Source organism: Mycobacterium kansasii ATCC 12478, assembly GCF_000157895.3.
GTDB classification, from domain to species: domain Bacteria; phylum Actinomycetota; class Actinomycetes; order Mycobacteriales; family Mycobacteriaceae; genus Mycobacterium; species Mycobacterium kansasii.
Map to the genome: position 1 here is coordinate 5,899,554 of NC_022663.1, position 20,295 is coordinate 5,919,848.

A 20,295-nucleotide genomic window follows, 5' to 3' on the forward strand; every position below is an offset into this window, starting at 1 on the left:
TCAGCCCAGAATCGGGAAGCGACGGGTGGCTGCGAGCTTGTCGAGGGCTTCCTGCATCACCGACCGCACATACTCGTCGACCTCGTCGATGTCGGGGTCCTCGCCGAAACGTGCCGTGATGTCGATCGGATCCAGCACCTCGGTGACAATTTTGGTCGGTAGCGGCAGGTTGGGCGGAATCGCGGCGCTGAACCCGAACGGAAAACCGAACGAGAGCGGCAGGATGTCGCTGCGCAGCAGCCGCTTTAGTCCGAGGTGCTCGGCCAGCCAGGTGCCGCGCGACAGGTAGAGCTGCGTCTCCTGACCACCGATGGACACCGCCGGCACGATGGGCACGCCGGCTTCGATCGCGGTGCTGACGTATCCTTTGCGACCGTTGAAGTCGATGACGTTCTCGGCGAACGTGGGCCGGTACGCGTCGTAGTCACCGCCCGGAAACACGATCACCACGCCACCGGAGCGCAGTGCCTTGGCCGCGTTGTCCCGGCTGGCCCGGATGTAGCCGGTGCGCCGGAACAGCGACCCGGTCAGCCCCATGAACAGAATGTCGTGGCTCAGCGTGTAAACGGGCCGGTCGTAGCCGAACTTGTCGTAGAAATCGATGCTGAAGATGGGAACGTCCATCGGGAACATTCCGCCCGAGTGGTTGCCGACCACCAGCGCTCCGCCGGGCGGAAAAGAATCGAGGCCATGCACTTCGCACCGGAAGTACGTCTTCAAGATCGGGCGCATGACACTCATCAACCGCTTGGTCAAGCCGGGATCCCACTTGTCGATCTCGGGATCTCCGATGTCTGGGCTGTCGGTGCTCACGTTCCTCCCTCGAGGCTGTCTCTGGGCTGCGTTGCCGTCGAGTCCCTCGATGGTAGCGACCGATGTCGGTCCGGCGCGCCGGCATGGGCGGCGAAACGGCTCCGCTCTTGTCCGTGGCCGGGCACAGTGTTCATGTGAACCCGGCCTCCGGCCGGGCAATGACCAGCGGAGCCCAACCCAGGAGGGACGTAGAGTGGCCCAGGTCGGTGGCGGGGTCGGCGGCAGCCCCATTTCGGTGATCGCCCGGCAGATGGACACGATTCGCGACCAGTTCATCGTGGAGGTGTTCGACACCATGAAAAGCGAAATCCAGGGGCTCGACTACGACAGCCGGATGATGGACATGTGGCAGGCCAGTATCACCGAGAACTACGTCGCAGCCGTTCATTACCTGGAACGGGACGCGCCGACATCGTTGCTCGAAGCGCCACCCGCCGCACTGGCCTACGCGCGGGCAGCGGCTCAGCGCGATGTGCCGCTGGCGCCGTTGGTTCGAGCGCATCGGCTCGGCCATGCACGCTTTCTCGAGGTCGCGATGCGGTATGTGTCGCTCCTGGAACCCGCACAGCGAGTGCCGACCATCACCGAGTTGGTGAATCGTTCCTCGCGAATCGTTGACCTGGTGGCCGACCAGATGATCGTCGCCTACGAAGAGGAACACGAACGGTGGCTGAGCCGCCACGGTGGCCTGCGGCAGCAGTCGGTCAGCGAGTTGCTGGCCGGTACCCCGGTGGACGTGCAGCGCGCCGAGAAGTTGTTGCGGTACCGCCTGGACGGGATGCACGTCGCCGCGGTGGTATGGGTGGATGCGGCGGTGCCGGCCGGTGACGTGATGGCCGTGTTCGAGCAGGTCCGTTGCCTGGTAGCTGCCGAGCTGGGCTTGGTGGGTGGCTCCTTGCTGGTGCCGACCGACGAACGGGAGGCGCGGCTGTGGTTTTCGGTCTGGGACGACCGCGCCGGTGATCCGTCGCGGCTGCGCGCTGCATTCGAGTCGGCCGGCATCCGAGCACGGCTGGCCTACGGCCAGGCGGCAGACGGGCTTCGCGGTTTCCGCGCATCGCTGAAACAGGCCCAGTTGGTGAAAGCGGTGGTCCGTGCCGGCGGAGCCCGCCGCAGCGCCCGGGTTGTCTGCTACGACGACGTGGCGCCGATAGCGTTGATGGCCGCCGACGTGGATGCGTTGCGGTGCTACGTCGCAGAGGTACTGGGCGAGCTCAGCGTGGACAACGAGCGTAATGAGTGGCTACGCGAGACACTGCGCGAGTTCTTGGTGCGCAATCGCAGTTATGTCACGACAGCCGAAGCGATGCTCTTGCACCGCAACACCATTCAGTATCGGGTCGCTCAGGCGATGGAGTTGTGCGCAGGCAGCTTCGACGATCCCGATGCCGTGTTCAGGGTGCAGGTCGCGTTGGAGATCTGCCGGTGGATGGCTCCGGCGGTGCTAGCTGCACCAAAGTAAGGGCGGGATTCATGTTGTGGTTGTCAGACGCAGCAGGAGACGGTGTCACCACCGGTAGCCGGTGGCTCGGGCCGCAACGGCTCAGCCCCGGGTGGCGGTGCGAACCTCGATGTGCCCGTTGGTTTCCCGCACATCCAACTGGGGCTGGCCGGTGGTGGCAGGGCCGCGCACCAGCGTTCCGTCGCGAACGTCGAACTGCGACCCGTGGCATGGGCAGGTGATCACCGCGCCGTCCAGCTCGCCCTCGCTCAGCAGACATCCGCGATGGCTACAGCGGTTGTGAATGGCATAGAGCCCGCCGTTGTGGCGCACCAGCAGTACCGGCGCGTCCTCGGCAACAGTGCCGTGCAGTTGTCCGTCACGAAGCTCGGTGCTGTCAAGCACCGCCGTCCACTGCGGCGGACCGGGGTCGAACGCTGTCTGGTTGACACCGATCCCGCGCATATATGACATATGGCCGCCCAGGTATCCGCTGAACCCAAGTACGGTGGCCCCGGCGAACGCGAGCAGCATGCCGGATAGCCTCCGATCGCGCCGACGGGCTCTCAACGAGGCGGTGTAGAGCAGCAGTGCCACGCTGTTCAGTTCGGCATGGACCAGACCGACGCGGCGTACCCGTTCGTCGGAAAGTTCGGTGTCGGCCCAGTCGCTGATGCCGGTGAGCGCGGTGGGTAACGTCGCGGTAATGCCCACGCTGATCAGCCGCCGTGCGGCCGTCCCGCCGGAGTGGGGCGCGATCACATCCAGCAGCGACGCCGACAGGAACGAGCCGATGACCACGTCGGTCAACGGCGGATGGACCGGATGACCGAGCCACGTTCCGCTGATCGCTTGTTTCAATCTCGGCTGGGCCAGTAGCTGACGAACTCTCTTGGCGATCGACTGCGCCGGGGCGTCCAGCACTCGGGCTCGTTCAAACGCATCGACCAACGGTCGGGGGGGTGTGTAGGCGGGCATCCTCTGGCAGTACCCCACCCGGGCAACTTGAATCCGGTCGTCCGAGGATTCGCCGATCCAGTTCGGCCCTTGGGTGGCCAGGCCTGGGGCAGGAGAACTCATCCCCGATCCGTCCAGCCTCCGGCTCCAGCGCTTCGTGGCATGCCCCTTAGAACGTATGTAAACACCTTATGCTGCAGCGTGTTTGAGGTAGGAGGGCGAGAAATTCGGGCGACCCAGCCGGGTAGCGGGCCCGGCGGGGTGGTTACGACGCGAAGTCCTTTCATGCTGCGCGCACCAAAGTGATCTTGAGCTTCGGTGCGCGCGCATATGGTGTCCATCCGCCGTGGGCCTCTAGCGTATGCGCACGTCAATTCGTAAGACCACGTGAAAGAAGCTGAAAGCGCGGGTCGTGGTTTCTTGAGACCGCGACGAATTGCCCGAAGCGGCGGTGGGCAACCGTCCGTGCGCGTTGAGGGGTCGCGCATGGCTGAGCCCGAGCCGGCCGAGGCAGCCGCGCCCGGCCGAGCGCTAGCCCGAAGTTACGGGGCCGGGTCCGCCAGAGGGGGGCGGACCCGGCGGGCGCCGGCCGGGTTGGGCCGGTTTCGGCCGGTTTCGGGGTAGTCGCGTGACTCGTTAGCTACCATCCAGCCACCGCGGGGCGGCGCCGATGCCGACCAAACGGGCACGGGAGGGTGGTAGTGGCGGGAATGTCGTTTCTGGTGGCCGAGCCGGACATGATGGCGTCGGCGGCCTCGGATGTGGCCCGCATCGGTGCGGCGATCAGCGCGGCCAACGACGCGGCAGCAGCCACCACCACACAGCTGCTCGCCGCGGGCGCCGATGAGGTGTCGCAGGGGATCGCCGCGCTGTTCGGCGCGTTCGCGCGGGACTATCAGGCCGTCAGCGCCCAGATCGCGGCGTATCACGACCACGTTGTGCGGGCGCTCGGCGCGGGGGCGGAGGCATACACCGGCGCCGAAGCCGCCAATCGCACGCTGTTGCAGCCGTTGCCGAACCGGACCGTCGGGGCGCCGGGCGGGGGCGGGCCGACTGTGCTGATCATGGGTCCGACCGGAAATCCGGGACCGTCGTTTCGCTATTTGCAGCAGGTCTACAACCTCTACATCCGCCCCTTCTACCCCGGCTCACCGGTATTGGGTGTGACCACGCCGGAGCAGTTCCAGCCGTTCACCGGAATCCCCAGCCTGACCTTTGACGAATCGGTGGCTGCGGGTGCCGCCGATCTACACGCCGCGATCATGGCCCAGCACGCCGCGGGACACGACGTGGTGGTCCTGGGCTTCTCCCAGAGCGCTTCGGTGGCCACCGCCGAAATGCGTTACCTGGCAAGCCTGCCGGCCGACCTACGGCCCGGCCCCGACCAGCTGTCCTTCGTGCTGCTCGGTGATCCCAACAATCCCAACGGTGGCTTACTCGCCCGTTTTCCGGGGCTTTTCGTGCAGCCGATGGGTCTCACGTTCAGCGGTGCGACACCGAGCAACCTCTACCCGACGACCGTGTACACGCGCCAATACGACGGCTTTGCCGACTTCCCCCAGTACCCGCTCAACATTCCCGCCGACCTCAACGCGCTGTTGGGTATCTATTACGCGCACGGCACCTATCAGGAGCTGACCCCGGCTCAGGTCGCGGCGGGTGTGGTTCAGCCGGTGTCCCCGGCCGACGTCTACACCACCTATATGTTGCTGCCCAGCGAGCATCTGCCGCTGTTGGAGCCGCTGCGCGGAATTGTGCCCGCGCCGCTGCTGGATCTCGTCGAGCCGGACCTGCGGGTGATCATCGAATTGGGTTACGACCGAACCGGATACGCCGACGTGCCCACCCCCGCCGGGCTTTTCCCGACCGATATCGACGCGCTCACCCTCGCCGGTGACCTTGCCGACTCGACCGCGCACGGCATCGACCATGCGCTTGCCGATGTCGGCTTGCCGCCGCTACCGAAGGTGGCGATCCCGAATTTGCCGCTGCCGCAGCCTCCGTCGGTGCCGGCGCCGGCCATACCAGCCGCACTTCCGGTACCGCCACAGATCGGCGACGCCATCGACGGGCCGCTGGATCACCTGCCCGGCTTACTCGACACCGTCATCAACGACACACTCGATCCGGCCATCACCTCGGCGATCTACCAGGCGGGCGATTCGCTCCTCGGCGCCGCGGTCAGCCAGGGCGCGTCTCCGCAGCTCATCAATGCGATCGTCGTCGCCCAGCAGATGATGCCGGTTCTGGTGGAGGGTCCCGGCTATTTCGTGACCGCCGATGCCCAGTACCTGGCGGACGGCATCGGGGATTTGGCCGCCGGCGACCTCAACGGGTTCAGCCAAAACATGCAACTCATCCCGGCCACCAATGTCACCCTGGGCGTATTCGGCGCGGGAATCGCCGGGGTGGCCATTGCGGCGATCTTGAGCGGTCAGCCGTTTCCGACCTGATCCGTATCGCCGACGACTCCGAATATCCGGGTGTGAAGGCGACGATCACGGAAAGACCGGCACGACGGTCTCGCCAGATGACCGGCGGTGGTGCGAACATTTATGTCAGAGGCACCGAGGGGGCCAACGATGCGCAGGACCGACCACCGAATTGTACGATGCCGATTCACCCTGCGCGTCAATTGATTTCACGCTGAACCAATCAGGAAGGCCGCCATGGGTTTCATGTCACCGGAGCTTCCGGACGCCGACCCCGCCACCTGGCAGACCCTGCCACGGGCAACGAGGCTGCAAATCGTCACCCGGCATTGGGTCGAGCACGGCTTCGGAACCCCGTACGCCGCGTACCTGCTGTATCTGTTCAAGATCGGCGTGTACATCGCCGCGCCCGCGGCGATTATCTCGCTCACGCCCGGGCTGGGCGGGCTGGGTCACATCGCCGACTGGTGGACCCAACCGATCGTGTACCAGAAGGTCATCATCTTCACGCTGCTGTTCGAGGTGATGGGCTTTGGCTGCGGCTCCGGCCCGCTGACCGGCCGCTTCCTGCCGCCCGTCGGCGGATTCCTATATTGGTTGCGGCCCAAGACCATTCGACTGCCCGCCTGGCCGGACAAAGTCCCGTTCACCCGCGGCGACAGCCGTACCCTCGTCGACGTCATCCTCTACGCCGTCGTGTTGGCAGGTGGGGTGTGGGCACTGGTGTCCCCGGGACACGGCGGACCGGTGACCGGGGCCGGCGACGTCGGCTTGATCGACCCGGTGCTGGTGATCCCGACGATCGTGGCCCTGGCGCTGCTGGGTCTGCGCGACAAGACGATCTTCCTCGCGGCCCGCGGTGAACACTATTGGCTGAAGCTGTTCGTGTTCTTCTTCCCGTTCACCGATCAGATCGCAGCGTTCAAGCTCATCATGCTCGCGCTGTGGTGGGGCGCGGCGACGTCCAAGCTCAACCACCACTTCCCGTACGTCGTCTCGGTGATGACGAGCAATAACGCGCTACTGCGCAGCAGGCTGTTCAACTGGCTCAAACACCTGCTTTATCTGGACCCGGTCAATGACCTGCGCCCGTCCTGGCTGCCCAAGCTGATGGCCCATGTCGGGGGGACCACCGCGGAATTCCTGGTCCCCGGGGTGCTGGTCTTCGTCGCCGACGGCCATCCCTGGCGATGGTTCCTCATCGGGTTCATGGTGATCTTCCACCTCAACATCCTGTCCAACCTTCCGATGGGGGTGCCGTTGGAGTGGAACGTGTTCTTCATCTTTTCGCTGTTCTATCTGTTCGGGCACTACGGCGCGATCCAGGCAACCGGCCTGCAGTCACCTCTGCTGCTGGCCATCGTGCTCGCCGCGGTGGCCGTGGCCGTTGCGGGAAACCTTTTCCCCGAAAAGATTTCGTTCCTGCCGGCGATGCGTTACTACGCCGGCAACTGGGCCACCAGCGTGTGGTGCTTCCGTCCCGGGGCCGAGGAGAAGCTCGAGGCCAACGTCGTCAAAAGCTCCGCGCTGGTGGTCAACCAGCTGACCAGGCTCTACGGCGCCGACAGCGCGGAAATCATGATGGACAAGACCGCGGCATTCCGGGCGATGCATACTCACGGCAGAGCGCTCAACGGTCTGGTTTCTCGTGCTGTGGGGGGCGACGTCGACGAAACCGACTACCGCGTGCGTGAGGGCGAGCTGATTGCCGGGCCGCTGGTCGGCTGGAATTTCGGCGAGGGCCACCTGCACAACGAGCAACTGCTGGCCGCGGTGCAGCGGCGGTGCAATTTCGAGGCGGGTGACATCCGCGTCGTCATCCTCGAGGGCCAACCGATCCACGTCCAAAAGCAGTGGTACCGCATTGTCGACGCCAAAGCCGGTGTGCTCGAGACCGGCTATGTCGAGGTCAAGGACATGCTGTCGCGTCAACCGTGGCCGGAAGCCGGCGACGAATTCCCCGTCCACGTCACGACTCAGCGCGCTGTGCCAGGTACGCCGTAACGGTCGCGGTCAGCCGGGGGCACCGGCAGCCGGCGCATCCCTTCCGAGGAGCGCGGTCACCGCCAGCGCCGCCTTTGCCGCGTCGTGTTGTTCGCCGGTGATGATGTCGGAGTAGAGGAAGGACTCGACGATCCGCACGATGAGGTATGCCAGGTCGTGTGGCGGTAACGGTGCCCGCAGCTGTGTGCGCGTGATCTCTTCGCGGAGCAGGGTTTCGACGGCCGCGACCAGCCGCGCCTGGACCGTACTGGCATGTGTGGTCAGGATCCGCAGCGCCCGTTCCGGTTCTCGCCGCAGAAACTCGCGGAAGTACTCCGCCTCGTCCAGCAGCGCCACAAAGCTGCCGATGATGGCCGAGATGCGCTCGCCGCCGGACCCGGGCGCGTTCTCGACGGCTAGTGCCAGCGTGCGTTCGGCCAGTGACCAGAGAATCTCGGCCAGCAGTTCATCGCGGCTGCCGACCCAGCGGAACAAGGTGGCCCGGTTCACGCCCAGTTCGGCGGCCAGTTCCTGCATCTCGATCCGCCGACCGGCCATGAACCACCGGCGGGCGATGCGGAAGGCCGTCATGGCATCGGGGCGGCGGTCCGTCGCCGCCAGCAGTCGAGCCAGCTGCGTTTCGCCGATGTCGCACCTCCTGGCCTCGGTGAACCACGTCAGGCAACCGATGCCTCACTTCTGCGACAGATTATCAGATGTTGCATCGGGGGTCGTCGGTTCCTTGGCGCCCGTCGGCCTCAAGCACCGTCGGTACGACGGCTATTAGTACTGGCCAGTGCTGACTCAGGCTGGCCTCAGTGAGATAAATCGCGTTTGGTTGCAGATATGCAACATATCTAGATAAGGTGCAACCGTGGTATTCATTCTGCTTACCGGAGTCCTGTGATGCGCATCCTCGACCGCTTCCGGCTCGACGGCCGGGCCGCGATCGTGACCGGGGCATCCAGCGGCCTCGGCGTCACGTTCGCCCAGGCCCTGGCCGAGGCCGGCGCCGATGTCGTACTCGGCGCACGGCGCGAGGACCGGCTGGCCGGCACCCGCGCGCTCGTCGAGGCGGCGGGGCGCAAGGCTCTCGCGGTGCGCACCGACGTCACCGATCCCGAGCAGTGCCGGGCCCTGGTGAACGCCGCGATCGACGCGTTCGGCCGGGTCGACATCCTGGTCAACAACGCCGGCGTCGGGACCGCGGTGCCCGCCACCCGCGAAACCCCGGATCAGTTCCGTTCCGTCGTCGAGCTCAACCTCAACGGTTGCTACTGGATGGCGCAGGCGTGTGCGCAGGTCATGAGGCCCGGCAGCTCGATCGTCAACATCAGCAGCGTGCTGGGCCTGACCTCCGCCGGATTGCCGCAGGCCGCCTACGCATCGTCCAAGGCCGGACTGATCGGTCTGACCCGCGACCTGGCCCAGCAGTGGACCGGGCGAAAGGGCATCCGGGTCAACGCGTTGGCGCCCGGCTTCTTCGAATCCGAGATGACCGACCAATTCCCCGCCGGTTACGTCGAGACCACGGTCATCCCACGCACCCTGATGGGCCGCGTCGGCCTGGCCGACGAACTGGCCGCCGCGCTGGTCTTCCTGGCCAGCGACGCCGCCAGCTACGTCACCGGTATCACGCTGCCCGTCGAAGGCGGCCTGCTCACCTCCTGACCGCACCGACTCAGAGAAAGGCAGTCATGAACGTCGGATCGCATCTGCGCAAACGGGCCGAGTTGAATCCCGCCCTGGAGGCACTCGTCGATGACACCGCCGGACGGCGGTTCACCTTTGCCGAACTCGACGAACGCGCCGATCGGGCTGCCCGGGTGCTGACCGGGCCGGGGCTTGGCAAGGGCGACCGGGTCGCCGTGCTGCTGCCCACCTGCCACCAGTTCGTCGAGGTGTTCTACGGCGCGGCCCGGGCCGGGCTGGTGGTCGTGCCATTGAACTGGCGGCTGGTCGCCAACGAGCTGGCGTTCATGCTGCGCGACTCGGGCGCGACGGTGCTGGTGTTCGACGCCGAATACGACGCCGTCGTCGCCGAGTTGCATGAGCGTGGCGGAAACGACGACGGCACACCGGTGACCCGCTGGCTGCGCGTCGGGGCCGACGGCCCGGCTTGGGCCGCCGACTTCGACGCGCTGGTGGATCAGGCAGCGCCGCAACCGGTTTCGGTCGTCGCCGACGGTGCCGACCCACTGTTCATCATGTACACCTCGGGCACCACCGGCCTGCCTAAGGGCGCGGTGCACACCCACGACAGCGTGCAGTGGTGCCTGCTGACGATGCTGGCCAGCGTCGATATGCGGTTCCGGGACCGCTACCTGATCTCGCTGCCGCTGTTTCACGTGGCCGCACTTGCCCCGCTGGTCGGTTGTGTCTACCGCGGTGCGACGATAGTCATGTTGCGTCAGTTCGACCCGAAGCGGATCTGGGAGGTGTTCCGCGACGAGCAGATCACCACTACCCTGGCCGTGCCGGCGATGCTGAACTTCATGCTGCCGACATATCAGCCCGAGCTGCGGGAGTCGTTGGCGCTGCGCTGGATCATGAGCGGGGCGTCCCCGGTGCCGCCGTCGCTGATCAAGTCCTACGCCGATCTCGGCTTCGAGGTGCATCAGGTTTACGGGCTCACCGAATCGTGCGGTCCGGGCTGCGTGATCGGCCCCGACGACGCGATGTCGCATATCGGGTCGACCGGTAAGGCGTTCTTTCACACCGACATTCGCATTGTCGACGAGCACGGCGTGGATGTGGCAAGTGGTGTTGCGGGTGAGATTTTGATTCGTGGGCGCCACATCATGGCCGGGTACTGGAACCGTCCCGAAGCGACGGCCGAGACCATCGTCGACGGCTGGCTGCACACCGGCGATATCGCCGTTCGTGACGCCGACGGTTTCGTTTACATCCAGGACCGGATCAAGGACATGATCATCTCCGGCGGCGAGAACGTCTACCCGGCCGAAATCGAAGACGTCCTGCTGTCGCACCCCGGTATCGCCGACGTCGCCGTGGTGGGCATCCCGTCGGCCAAATGGGGCGAGTCGCCGCTGGCGGTGGTAGTGCGCGCCGACCCGGAACTCGACGAGGCGGCGGTGCTGGTGCACTGCGAAGGCAAGCTAGCGCGCTACAAACTGCCCAAGCGGGCGGTGTTCGTCGATGCCATCCCGCGCACCCCCACTGGCAAGGCGCTCAAACGCGTCCTGCGCGAACAGTTTTCGGTAGCGGCGCCCGAGTAGCCAAGGAGTCACCCATGAAGCAACTCTCCGGTTTGGACGCAGCGTTCCTCTACCTGGAGACGCCGACGACGTTCGGCCACGTCACCGGCCTGATGATCTTCGAAAGGCCCAATCCCGACTACGACCCGTATGCGGCGGTGCACGCCAAGTTCGCCTCGCTGGTGGGCGAGCTCGAACCGTTGCGGCGACGCCTGGTCGAAGTGCCGTTCGGGCTCGACCATCCGTACTGGGTGTTCGACCCGAACTTCGACCTCGACTACCACATCCGCGAATTGCGGCTGGCCCGACCGGGTCTCGTGGATCAGCTGGCCGAGCAGGTGTGCCGGATCGTGGGGCGGCCGATGGACCGCACCCGGCCGCTGTGGGAGGTGTACGTCATCGACGGCCTGCAGGACGGACGTTGGGCGCTGCTGACCAAATATCACCACGCCACCATCGACGGGGCCTCCGGGCAACTGATGTTGCAGATCGTCACCGACACGCAGCCGGACGCGCCGCCGCCGGGGGAAGGCCCGTCGTGGGAACCCGAGGCGCTGCCGTCGACCGCCGAATTACTGCGCCGCACGGCAGCCCAACTCGCCCGCAACCCGTTCCGGGCGCTGCGGGTGCAGACCCGGATCGTCGGTCAGCTCGCCGACGCCGCGGGAATCCATAGCGTGAGCAGCGCGGCAGGCCGGGCCGGGGACGCGGTCAAATGGGTCGCCCAACTGGGCCTCAGAAATAGCGGCAACCGGCCGAGCATCTCGTTGCCCGCTGTCACGGCACCGCCGACACCGTGGAACAAGACGATCACCGGCCACCGCCGCTTTGCGATGCGCACCACCTCGCTGGACAACGTCAAGCGGCTCAAGGACGCCACCGGCAGCACCGTCAACGACATCGTCATGGCGATCTGCGCCGGCGGGCTGCGGGAGTATCTGCTGTCCCATGACGCACTGCCGGACCGCCCGCTGCGGGCGATGGTGCCGGTGTCGATCCGCACCGGCGACGAGGCGGACCCGTGGACCAACCGGGTGTCGGCGATCGTCGCCGAGTTGCCTACCGACTGTGCCGATCCGGTGGAACGGGTCGCCCGCTGCCGCAAGGCCATGCAGGACGCCAAACGCACGCACGAGCTGGTGCCGGCCGCCGAACTGGTCGACCTCAGCCGATACTCGCCGCCGGTGCTGTCCACTGCCGCGGTGCGGCTGGCGTCGCGGCTGCGGCTGGCCGACCGGGTGTCGCAGCCGTTCAACGTGGTGATCTCCAACGTGCCCGGGCCCCGCCAGCCGTTGTATTTCGCCGGCTCGAAGCTGTGTCACCAGTTCCCGGTGTCGATCGTCACCGACGGGCAGGGCCTCAATATCACCGTGGTGAGCTACCTGGACCGGCTCGACTTCGGCTTCATCGCCGACCGCGAGCTCGTCCCCGACGTGTGGGATCTCGCCGACATGCACGTCGCCGAGATCAGCCGGCTCTTCGAAGCCACCGGTGCGCAGTGGGCCCAGCCGCCGCAGCCGCCCTCCCCGCGCCGCGGCCCGGTCAAGCGTGCCCCGAAGCCGGCCAAGCCCGCAACCAAGAAGACGGCGAAGACAGCGACCAAGCCGGCATCGACAACGGGCCGCCGATAGATCGAACCGGCCTCGCCGGCCCGGCTCTGGTTGACAGTTAAGCTCGTCGAGGTGACGACTCAACGCACTTTGCGATGACCAACGCGATCGTCGTCGGTGCCGGACCCAACGGCCTGGCCGCAGCGATCCATCTCGCTCGCCACGGTCTCGACGTGCAGGTGCTCGAGGCTGGCGACACCATCGGCGGGGGAGCGCGTTCGGGTGAGCTGACGGTGCCCGGACTCATCCACGACCACTGTTCGGCGTTTCACCCGCTGGGTGTCGGTTCGCCGTTTTGGCAGGAGATCGACCTGCAGCGCTACGGGCTGACCTGGAAGTGGCCGCAGACCGATTGCGCGCATCCGCTCGATGACGGTAGCGCCGGCGTGCTGTTCCAGTCGATCGAGAAGACCGCGGCGCGGATGGGACCGGACGCCAGTCGCTGGCGACGCGCGGTAGGGGATCTGGCGGCCGGATTCGATGATTTGGCAAGCGATTTGCTCCGGCCGGTCATCAACGTGCCCCGACACCCGCTCCGTCTTGCCGCCTTTGGTCCGCGTGCGGCGCTGCCGGCGACCGTGATGGCGCGCTGGTTTCGTACCGAGCAGGCGCGGGCGCTGTTCGGCGGGGCGGCCGCGCACGTCTATACGCGTCTGGACCGGCCGCTGACGGCTTCGCTCGGTCTGATGATCCTGGCCAGTGGTCACCGCTACGGCTGGCCCGTCGCCCAGGGCGGATCGGGGTCGATCACGCGGGCACTGGGCGCGGCTTTGCAGGCTCTCGGCGGCGGAATCGCCACCGGCGTGACCGTTACCAGCCGCCGCGACATCCCGGATGCCGACATTGTCATGCTCAATCTGAGTCCCGCAGCCGTCCTGGAACTCTATGGCGATGTGATGCCGGCCCGAATCAAGTCGTCCTATCGGCGATATCGCGAAGGGTCGTCAGCCTTCAAGGTCGACTTCGCCGTCGAGGGTGACATTCCGTGGACGAATCCTGACTGTGGGCGCGCCGGCACTGTCCACCTAGGCGGCACCTTCGCCGAGATCGCGGACACGGAACGGCAACGCGCACAAGGCAAAATGGTGCAACGGCCGTTTGTTCTGGTGGGTCAGCAGTACCTGGCCGACCCGTCGCGCTCAGCGGGCAGCATCAACCCGGTCTGGGCCTATGCGCACGTGCCGTTCGGTTACACCGGCGACGCTACCGAGGCCGTCGTGGACCAGATCGAGCGGTTCGCTCCCGGTTTTCGTGACCGCATTATCGCCACCGTCAGCAAGTCCACCGCCGAATTGCAGGCCTACAACCGGAATTTCATCGGCGGCGACATCATCGGCGGTGCCAACGACGGGCTGCAGGTCATCTTCCGGCCGCGGATCGCCGTCGACCCGTATGTGATTGGGGTGCCTGGTGTCTACCTGTGTTCGCAGTCCGCGCCGCCGGGTGCCGGCATCCATGGACTGTGCGGGTACTACGCCGCAGAATCGGCCTTGCGGTGGCTGCGTAAGCGGCGCTGAAGTCCGGCGCCCAGGTGCGATCACCGTCGCGTGCCCTCGACCTGACTCGACAAAGCCCACGCAGGAATAGGAATCGTCTCTTCGGCCGCCGATGAGTTGGAATACGTTGTCGCGCAACACACTCGATTGCCTAGACGTCATTTCGCCGGCCACGGCCCGGGGTTACCGTAGTGTGTTGCGCTGGTTGGGACGCCCCGTCCATATTGCTGCTTAGCCACATCCGCAGCCCGTTGTTGAAGGCACTCTCGCCGTGCCCGCTCCGCGCGACCACCGCATTGGCAGCACAGCGCGACCGAAACTGACGCTCACAGCCGACTTGGCTCGAATACGGCGTCGGCGTTGCGGACGGGGGAGTTCAGCACCGCGATGCCGGCGGCGGTGGGGTCGGTGGCGGTGCGGGGTTGGTTGTGGTTTCGGGTGTCCGCGATGTGGTGGGTGGCCGGGTTGTGCGCCAATGTGTTTGGGTTTCGATGCGGTGCCGGTGGTGGCGCTGGTGGTGGTTGGGGTTGGAAGGGTTGGTACCACCAACAGTGGGCGCGTTCGCCGGTGGGTCCTGGGCAGGGCGCGACGGCGGGTGGGGGTTGGGTGGGTGGGCGCGCCAGCGATCCTGGGCGCAGTAATCGGCCGTCGGTGTCGGTGACGGTCAAAGCGTCAGCGGGTCCGGTGATGGTGATGACGCCGCGGTGGTGGCTGCGGTGGTGATATGGGCACAGCAGTACCAGGTTGGCCAGCTCGGTGGGGCCGCCGTCTTCCCAGTGGCGGAGGTGGTGGGCGTGCAGACCACGGGTGGCGCCACAGCCGGGAACCGCGCACGTGCGCTGGCGGTGCTCGAGCGCGCGGCGCAGCCGCCGGCTGATCAGGCGGGTGGTTCGGCCGGCGCCGATGAGCTGGCCGTTGCGTTGCAACCAGACTTCAGCGGTGGCATCACAGGTCAGGTATCGGCGTTCGGCCTCAGACAGCAGCGGGCCCAGATGCAGCGCCGCGGCGCGCTGTTCGACGTCGAGGTGTACCACCACGGTGGTGTGCTGTCCGTTGGGGGCGGCGGGTGGCCTCGGCGTCCCAGCCGGCCTCGACCAGGCGCAGAAACGCCTCAAGGGTGCCCGCCATCGGCGGCCGCTGATCTGCAGCGCCGTGGCCGGTGCCGTGGTCGTGTTTCCACTCGGCGATCAGCGCATCACGATGCGAGGCCAAGGCGGCGTCGAACTTCGCCGCGTCGGGGTGCGGCAGTGTGATCCGCCAACAGCTGAACTGCTCGTCGGAGGTCTTGGTGATCGAGGGCTGCGGTTGCGGCCGTAAATCGGGTTCGGGTCGCGGTTCGAGCTTGACCGCGGTGCGCAGCTGGTTGACCGTGGCCACCTGCGCCAGCTGCGCGTAGTGCTCATCGGATCCTTGGCCGGCCCGGGCGGCGATGACGCCGATTTGATCCAGCGACAGCCGGCCCTCCCGCATCCCCGCCGCGCAGCGTGGGAACTCCTGCAGCCGCCCGGCGATGGTGGTGATCGTGTGGGCGTTGGCCGGCGAGCAGCCCAGCTTCCAGGCCACCAACGCCGCCACCGACCGCGCCCCGGTGATCCCGCACAACTCGTCGCGATCGATCTCGGCCACGATGTCCACGATGCGCCCATCAATGGCGTTGCGCTGACCGGTCAACTCCGCCAGCTCCTCGACAACACCTCAAGACGCCCGGCAGGACTGACCACCACCGCATCCGCAGGTGCACTCGACGACATGACCTCATCATCGCAGCCACCACCGACAACTCCGGGCCGCCCGCTCCCCACGCCGCAAACAACAGCTCAACTCGCTGCAACCACCGCGAAATCCCGATTCGTAAGCCAAGACATCCCAGAGCCGGCACATCCGGTTTCGGCCGGCCCAGAGACAGCCCGACGGTGTGTAATTTCAGCCAACGGCTACTCAGTGGCCGCCGGTCGATTCGCGCAGCGACAAACTGCATATCGCGGGGCGCATTTCGAGCTTTGCCAGCTGATTCACCCCAAATATCACAGGGTCTCCGTTGGGCCGCCGACCACGCTGGGCTGCCAATTGGTCGGCAGCATCGGTACCCGTGCACCGGCGCCAAGCTCACCGCCGCAGACCGTTGTCAATCCGCCGGCCGGTACGGCCGCCGCGCCGGACGTGGTCCCGGCAAACCCCAGCACCCCAGCGCCTTGATCAGCAGCTACCACCGACGCCGGTACCGCGGGCGCCGCCGCAGAGGCGATTAGTGCTTGTGGCTGAACCGCTGATGCACCCGCCAACGGCCCTAACGCACCAACGGCGACGTCGGCCACGGGCATAGCAGTCATCCCGCCGAGGTTCACGCCGGCAGAAGCCGCCGCTGCACCGGTGGCCGACAACGCCACTGCGTCCGCCAACGGACTCGCCATAGCCCCAACAGCGCCAAAACCCGCGCCACCCCCAAGAATCCATTCGATCACCGCATCGACAACCAACAAAGGATCGATCACGAATTGCCACGCCGGCATCACGACGAAGTGATACCAGAGAAAGCCGTAATACCACAGCATGAAAAATCCGGCGGCAAAGTGCAGGGTCAAGAAGTCCAAAAGGGCCTCGAGCGGGATCCTAAGTCCGATCGTGGGCAGCATGAGGATGCCGATAACCATTTCGAGAACATTGATATACTCGGCCAAAATCAGGTTGAGTAACTCAATCAATAATTCTTCGATGGGCGTCTCGGTGACGGCCTGGGCGATACTGGCAGCGAACTCGGTGTTGGCGCCGGGGTTGATGATGATCGGTGCCGGGGCGGTGTGTGGGGCGGCGGCCAGCGTGGCAGTAGCAACCGCGTCGTACACACCCATGGTGGTGGCGGCTTGGATCCACATCCGTACGTAGTCGGCTTCGGTGAGTGCGATGGGGATGGTATTGATACCGAAGAAGTTCGTGGCCACCAGCACCGCGTGGGTGGCATGGTTAGCCGCCAACTCGCTCAACGTCGGCATCGCCGCCACCGCGCAGACGTAGGCTGTTGCCAAATTCTGCTGGGCCGCAGCGATTTCCGCGCTGGCGGCGCTGGTGGCTGCCAACCACGCCAGATAGGGGGCGTAGGCCGCCACGCAGAATTCTGCGCTGGGCCCGTCCCAGGTGCCGGCTTGGACCCCGGCCAGTATGACGGTCAGTTCTTCGGCCACCGACGCGTACTCGGAGCTCAATGACGTCCAGGCTTGTGCCCCGGCCAGCAACGAGTCCGGTCCTGGTCCCGCGTTGAGTAGTGCCGAATGCACCTCCGGTGGCGCGGCCATCCATATCGGCGCCGTCATTGTGGGCTGCCTGCGCGCGCATTTGGTACATCGAGGCAACCGGTGAATCTCACAGCGGCATGCGGCAAGACCTGATCGCCCGTTGCGGACGGCGCCATGCCATCCATTGGTGTCGCGGCGACATGCACGGTACTCCGGCCAATAGTCAACATGCGCGCAGCCGGGTCGGGGGTCGTCAGCCCGGCCAGAAACATTCGTTGCGTCAACGCTTTCCTTCGGTTTATTCGCATTGCGCCGCCCTGCCACGCTGCCATTTCGCGGTGCATCCCTTGGATTGGAACGAGGTTCCATTAGAACCAATGCCGCGCTATGCCGACAACATCTGGCTAATTGATTGTCATGTTCAGGCCATTAACGCAAATTATGAACCGCAATTGTCCTGGTTGCCGGAGCATCTCTGCGGTGATGCCGGGTTACGACGGTGTTGTCCGCGTGGCGGGCAAGCACGTCGCCGGGTCGGCTGGACGTGGCCGGTAGGCGCTAGGTCTAATCGAATTGCTCAGGTGCGCTTGAACTTCCACGCTTGACGGCATCCTCACCCGCCCAGCGTCCGGCCTGGGCCAAGACCGCCGACGAGATACGGCCACCAGCGGCAGCTACTGCATTCGCTGGTGGTACCCGGCGGGTCGGCGCAAAGCCGAAGAGTAGACCGACAGAGCCGAAACTCAGCCCGCGCCCGCACCCGAAGGACCCGGCGCAACGGGCTGACCGGGTACGGGCCCACCGGCCGGTGCGGGACCAGTCGGCGCACCCTTGCCGGTCCCCGACATGTCGATGATTGGAGCCCCAGCCAGTGCCGGCGCGTCCAGCGGAGCACCGGCTGCCGCAGGCCCGAGCGCGATCAACGGAACACCGGCCGGCATCGGCGCGACGACGGGGGCGCCGGCGGGCACCGGGACAGCGGCCGGTACCGGGACCGCAGCGGGCACCGGCACGGCGGCGGGCACTGGAACCGCGGCCGGTACCGGCACGGCGGCGGGCACCGGCGCGGCGGCGGGCACTGGAACGGCGGCCGGTACCGGGACCGCAGCGGGCAACGGCACCGGGGCGACGGCGGGTACCGGGGCTACTGCCGGCACCGGGGCCGCGGCGGGCACTGGGGCTACTGCCGGTACCGGGGCCGCGGCGGGCACTGGGGCTACTGCCGGTACCGGGGCAACGGCCGGCCCAAGGTCAATCAGCGGAGCACCAGCTGGCAGCACCGGAACGGGCCCGGGCACGACCATCGGAACACCAGACATATCGGTGAGCGCGGCGCTAGCCGCACATACCTCGCTGGTGGCTGCTGGTCCGCCGGCTGCGGTGGGTGTGCCCCCGGCTGCTGCTCCGCCGCCGGCTGCCGGTGTGCCCCCGGCTGCTGCTCCGCCGGCGGCTGGTCCGCCCGGGGCGCAGCAAGCACCGGATGCGGCAGCTGCACCGGCTGCGGCCGCTCCACCGGCCGCCGGCGCCCCAGCCTCGCCCGCCATTCCTTGGACGCACCCGTAGCCGCCGGTCTTCAGCGGGGCGGCAGCTACATCCGGGCTCAACGCTATGGCGGCCCCGCACAAGCCAGCGCAGGCAACCACTTTCAAGTTGAACCGATCGAAGACCGTCATCACGCCGACTCCTCTTTATTGGCACCCAGCATTTCCGCAATCAAAACCTGCAGCAGCACCGCCTAGCCCTACTGCACTCGTGTCTAGCCGACCGGCACAATTTTCGGCAGCCGACGTGAAACACGAGGCGCGCCGCACCGCGCCGTTTCCAAATGGTGACGTTCGCCATCACTTTTCCTTGCAAAGAAGGGCGGCGGGGCAGCGGTGCGCCTTCGGGCAGGCCCATCGGTGCTCTCACCCACCTCTGTCGCAACCCGCGCTCGACCCGCGTCCGGCTTTTGGCCGCCGCAGAGGTCCAGCACTCTTACCGGCGGGGCGTCGGTGCCTGTCACTGATCTAGGCTGACGGCAAGGCGCTCGTTAGCGGACTCATAAGCGGACTCATAAGTGGACAGGGAAAGACAGGAGAGGCAAGTGACGGTCCGGGTAGGCATCAACGGCTTTGGTCGAATCGGCCGCAACTTTTACCGGGCCTTATTGGCTCAACAGGAGCGGGGCACCGCTGATATGGAGGTGGTGGCCGTCAACGACATCACCGACAACCACACACTGGCTCACCTGCTGAAATTCGACTCGATCCTGGGCCGGCTGCCCCACGACGTCAGCCTCGAGGGTGAGGACACGATCGTGGTCGGTAGTACCAAGATCAAGGCGCTGGCCGTCCGGGAAGGACCGGCCGCATTGCCGTGGGGTGACCTCGGCGTCGACGTGGTCGTCGAATCCACCGGCCTGTTCACCAACGCCGCCAAAGCCAAGGGCCATCTCGACGCCGGCGCCAAAAAGGTCGTCATCTCGGCCCCCGCGACCGACCCGGACCTCACCATCGTGTTGGGCGTCAACGACGACAAGTACGACGGCAGCCAGAACATCATCTCCAACGCCTCGTGCACCACGAACTGCCTCGCGCCACTGGCCAAGGTGCTGCACGACGAGTTCGGCATCGTCAGAGGCCTGATGACCACCATCCACGCCTACACCCAGGACCAAAACCTCCAGGATGGTCCGCACAAAGACCTGCGCCGCGCCCGCGCCGCCGCGCTGAACATCGTCCCCACCTCGACCGGCGCGGCCAAGGCTATCGGCCTGGTGATGCCCGAGCTCAAGGGCAAACTCGACGGCTACGCGCTGCGGGTCCCGATTCCCACCGGTTCGGTCACCGACCTGACCGCCGACCTGGCCAAGTCTGCCACTGCCGAAGAGATCAACGCGGCATTCAAAGCCGCTGCCGAGGGCAGGCTCAAGGGCATTCTGAAGTATTACGACGCACCGATCGTCTCGACCGACATCGTCACCGACCCGCACAGCTCGATCTTCGACTCCGGGTTGACCAAGGTGATCGAAGGCCAGGCCAAGGTCGTGTCGTGGTACGACAACGAGTGGGGTTACTCCAACCGCCTTATCGACCTGGTCGCCCTGGTCGGCAAGTCCCTGTAAACTCACGCA

At 66.3% G+C, this 20,295-nt stretch carries 13 protein-coding genes and 1 pseudogene; 8 read left to right on the top strand and 6 right to left on the bottom strand.

The features are described 5' to 3' along the window. The gene (locus MKAN_RS25640) at positions 1-741 is read right to left on the bottom strand and encodes a lysophospholipid acyltransferase family protein (RefSeq protein ID WP_099185123.1); all 741 of its coding nucleotides are present in this window, start codon (positions 739-741) and stop codon (positions 1-3) included. A gap of 265 nt (positions 742-1,006) precedes the next feature. Between MKAN_RS25640 and MKAN_RS25645 the strand changes: the two genes are divergently transcribed. Then, the gene (locus tag MKAN_RS25645; RefSeq protein ID WP_023373219.1) at positions 1,007-2,275 is read left to right on the top strand and encodes a PucR family transcriptional regulator; all 1,269 of its coding nucleotides are present in this window, start codon (positions 1,007-1,009) and stop codon (positions 2,273-2,275) included. Positions 2,276-2,356: 81 nt separating this feature from the next. Here the strand turns inward: MKAN_RS25645 and MKAN_RS25650 are convergent, their stop codons facing one another. Then, entirely contained in the window at positions 2,357-3,334 is a 978-nt protein-coding gene (locus MKAN_RS25650; RefSeq protein WP_080674155.1) for a Rieske (2Fe-2S) protein, read from the bottom strand. 587 nt (positions 3,335-3,921) lie between these two features. On the opposite strand from MKAN_RS25650, the gene MKAN_RS25655 reads away from it, so the two are divergent. Together MKAN_RS25655 and MKAN_RS25660 are read left to right on the top strand one after the other, a co-directional pair. Beyond that, on the top strand, positions 3,922-5,664 hold the full coding sequence (locus MKAN_RS25655) for a PE family protein (protein WP_023373223.1): 1,743 nt from the start codon (positions 3,922-3,924) through the stop codon (positions 5,662-5,664). Between the two features lie 216 nt (positions 5,665-5,880). After that, positions 5,881-7,647, top strand: a complete 1,767-nt coding sequence (locus MKAN_RS25660; protein ID WP_023373225.1) for a DUF3556 domain-containing protein — start codon at positions 5,881-5,883, stop codon at positions 7,645-7,647. A gap of 9 nt (positions 7,648-7,656) precedes the next feature. On the opposite strand, the gene MKAN_RS25665 is transcribed toward MKAN_RS25660, so the two are convergent. Continuing rightward, positions 7,657-8,217: a QsdR family transcriptional regulator gene (locus MKAN_RS25665; RefSeq protein WP_023373227.1), complete on the bottom strand. Its 561-nt coding sequence runs from the start codon at positions 8,215-8,217 to the stop codon at positions 7,657-7,659. A 315-nt stretch (positions 8,218-8,532) separates the two neighbouring features. On the opposite strand from MKAN_RS25665, the gene MKAN_RS25670 reads away from it, so the two are divergent. The 4 genes from MKAN_RS25670 (at position 8,533) to MKAN_RS25685 (ending at position 13,971) form a co-directional block, all read left to right on the top strand. After that, positions 8,533-9,297, top strand: a complete 765-nt coding sequence (locus MKAN_RS25670) for an SDR family NAD(P)-dependent oxidoreductase (protein ID WP_023373229.1) — start codon at positions 8,533-8,535, stop codon at positions 9,295-9,297. Between the two features lie 26 nt (positions 9,298-9,323). Beyond that, complete coding sequence (locus MKAN_RS25675) at positions 9,324-10,865, top strand: acyl-CoA synthetase (RefSeq protein WP_023373231.1); 1,542 nt, start codon at positions 9,324-9,326, stop codon at positions 10,863-10,865. 14 nt (positions 10,866-10,879) lie between these two features. Next, entirely contained in the window at positions 10,880-12,475 is a 1,596-nt protein-coding gene (locus tag MKAN_RS25680) for a WS/DGAT/MGAT family O-acyltransferase (protein WP_023373234.1), read from the top strand. 74 nt (positions 12,476-12,549) lie between these two features. After that, the gene (locus tag MKAN_RS25685) at positions 12,550-13,971 is read left to right on the top strand and encodes a phytoene desaturase family protein (RefSeq protein ID WP_023373236.1); all 1,422 of its coding nucleotides are present in this window, start codon (positions 12,550-12,552) and stop codon (positions 13,969-13,971) included. Positions 13,972-14,453: 482 nt separating this feature from the next. On the opposite strand, the pseudogene MKAN_RS25690 reads toward MKAN_RS25685, so the two are convergent. From MKAN_RS25690 to MKAN_RS30065, 3 genes and pseudogenes are all read right to left on the bottom strand, one after another. Further along, positions 14,454-15,701: pseudogene (locus MKAN_RS25690) on the bottom strand (HNH endonuclease signature motif containing protein); the annotation flags it as partial. 273 nt (positions 15,702-15,974) lie between these two features. Beyond that, complete coding sequence (locus MKAN_RS25695) at positions 15,975-17,258, bottom strand: PPE family protein (protein WP_023373243.1); 1,284 nt, start codon at positions 17,256-17,258, stop codon at positions 15,975-15,977. A 665-nt stretch (positions 17,259-17,923) separates the two neighbouring features. After that, a complete protein-coding gene (locus MKAN_RS30065) occupies positions 17,924-18,853 on the bottom strand; it encodes a hypothetical protein (protein ID WP_023373245.1) in 930 nt (309 codons plus the stop codon). Positions 18,854-19,266: 413 nt separating this feature from the next. Between MKAN_RS30065 and gap the strand changes: the two genes are divergently transcribed. Continuing rightward, on the top strand, positions 19,267-20,286 hold the full coding sequence (gene gap / locus MKAN_RS25705) for a type I glyceraldehyde-3-phosphate dehydrogenase (RefSeq protein WP_023373247.1): 1,020 nt from the start codon (positions 19,267-19,269) through the stop codon (positions 20,284-20,286). Positions 20,287-20,295 lie beyond the last annotated feature (9 nt).